Below are 2,500 nucleotides of genomic sequence, written 5' to 3' on the forward strand. Positions count from 1 at the left end.
ACCCAGCTCGCGTACCACTTTAAATGGCGAACAGCCATACCCTTGGGACCTACTTCAGCCCCAGGATGTGATGAGCCGACATCGAGGTGCCAAACACCGCCGTCGATATGAACTCTTGGGCGGTATCAGCCTGTTATCCCCAGAGTACCTTTTATCCGTTGAGCGATGGCCCTTCCATTCAGAACCACCGGATCACTATGTCCTGCTTTCGCACCTGTTCGACTTGTCAGTCTCACAGTCAAGCACGCTTATGCCATTGCACTATCAGCACGATTTCCGACCGTACCTAGCGTACCTTCGAACTCCTCCGTTACACTTTGGGAGGAGACCGCCCCAGTCAAACTGCCCACCATGCACTGTCCCCGATCCGGATAACGGACCAAGGTTAGAACCGCAAACAAACCAGGGTGGTATTTCAAGGATGGCTCCACGTGATCTAGCGACCACGCTTCAAAGCCTCCCACCTATCCTACACAGGCCGGTTCACAGTCCAATGCAAAGCTACAGTAAAGGTTCATGGGGTCTTTCCGTCTTTCCGCGGGGAGATTGCATCATCACAAACATTTCAACTTCGCTGAGTCTCTGGAGGAGACAGTGTGGCCATCGTTACGCCATTCGTGCAGGTCGGAACTTACCCGACAAGGAATTTCGCTACCTTAGGACCGTTATAGTTACGGCCGCCGTTTACTGGGACTTCAATCAAGAGCTTGCACCCCATCATTTAATCTTCCAGCACCGGGCAGGCGTCACACCCTATACGTCCACTTTCGTGTTTGCAGAGTGCTGTGTTTTTATTAAACAGTCGCAGCCACCGATTTTTTGCAACCGCTTTGGGCTCCCTTTGTTCAAGTTCACCTACTTGCGGCATACCTTCTCCCGAAGTTACGGTATCAATTTGCCGAGTTCCTTCTCCAGAGTTCTCTCAAGCGCCTTAGAATACTCATCTCGCGCACCAGTGTCGGTTTGCGGTACGGTCGTCAATAGCTGAAGCTTAGTGGCTTTTCCTGGAAGCAGGGTATCACTCACTTCGTCTGCAAGCAGACTCGTTATCACCCCTCATCTAAGCCCGGCGGATTTGCCTACCGGGCACGACTACAGGCTTGAACCAACATATCCAACAGTTGGCTGAGCTAACCTTCTCCGTCCCCACATCGCACTATTGATCGGTACAGGAATATTGACCTGTTTCCCATCAGCTACGCATCTCTGCCTCGCCTTAGGGGCCGACTCACCCTACGCCGATGAACGTTGCGTAGGAAACCTTGCGCTTACGGCGAGGGGGCTTTTCACCCCCTTTAACGCTACTCATGTCAGCATTCGCACTTCTGATACCTCCAGCATCCGTCTCCAGACACCTTCACAGGCTTACAGAACGCTCTCCTACCACGTGCAATAAATTGCACATCCGCAGCTTCGGTACCTGTCTTAGCCCCGTTACATCTTCCGCGCAGGACGACTCGATCAGTGAGCTATTACGCTTTCGTTAAATGATGGCCGCTTCTAAGCCAACATCCTGACTGTTTTAGCTCTACCACTTCGTTTCCCTCTTAGACAATTTTAGGGACCTTAGCTGGCGGTCTGGGTTGTTTCCCTCTTGAGTCCGGACGTTAGCACCCGGTGCTCTGTCTCCCAAGCTGTACTCTTCGGTATTCGGAGTTTGCATAGGTTTGGTAAGTCGCCATGACCCCCTAGCCTAAACAGTGCTCTACCCCCGAAGGTAATACTTGAGGCACTACCTAAATAGTTTTCGGAGAGAACCAGCTATTTCCAAGTTTGTTTAGCCTTTCGCCCCTATCCACAGCTCATCCGCTAATTTTGCAACATTAGTCGGTTCGGACCTCCAGTACCTGTTACGGCACCTTCATCCTGGCCATGGATAGATCACTTGGTTTCGGGTCTACACCCAGCGACTGGACGCCCTATTCGGACTCGATTTCTCTACGGCTCCCCTATTCGGTTAACCTTGCCACTGAATGTAAGTCGCTGACCCATTATACAAAAGGTACGCAGTCACCCTTGCGGGCTCCTACTTTTTGTAAGCATGCGGTTTCAGGATCTATTTCACTCCCCTCCCGGGGTTCTTTTCGCCTTTCCCTCACGGTACTGGTTCACTATCGGTCGATGATGAGTATTTAGCCTTGGAGGATGGTCCCCCCATATTCAGACAGGGTTTCTCGTGCCCCGCCCTACTTTTCTCTAGCTCAGTACCACCAGTCGGTTTTCACATACAGGGCTATCACCTACTATGGCCGGACTTTCCATTCCGTTTTGTTAACCGTCTGACTATCACTAGAAGGCTCTTCCGATTTCGCTCGCCACTACTTTCGGAATCTCGGTTGATGTCTTTTCCTCTGGGTACTTAGATGTTTCAGTTCTCCAGGTTCGCCTCGCATACCTATGTATTCAGTATGCGATACCCTTGCGGGTGGGTTTCCCCATTCAGAAATCTCCGGATCAAAGCTAATTTGCCAGCTCCCCGAAGCTTATCGCAGGCTATCAC

General features: G+C 51.4%; 1 rRNA gene (cut by a window edge). It reads right to left on the minus strand.

Annotated features, from left to right (window positions below):
- A 23S ribosomal RNA gene (locus ACEYKX_RS09275) occupies positions 1-2,500 on the minus strand (its annotated part continues 57 nt past the right edge of the window); the annotation flags it as partial.

Origin of the sequence: Glaesserella sp. (assembly GCF_041817755.1) — a bacterium.
GTDB lineage: Bacteria > Pseudomonadota > Gammaproteobacteria > Enterobacterales > Pasteurellaceae > Glaesserella.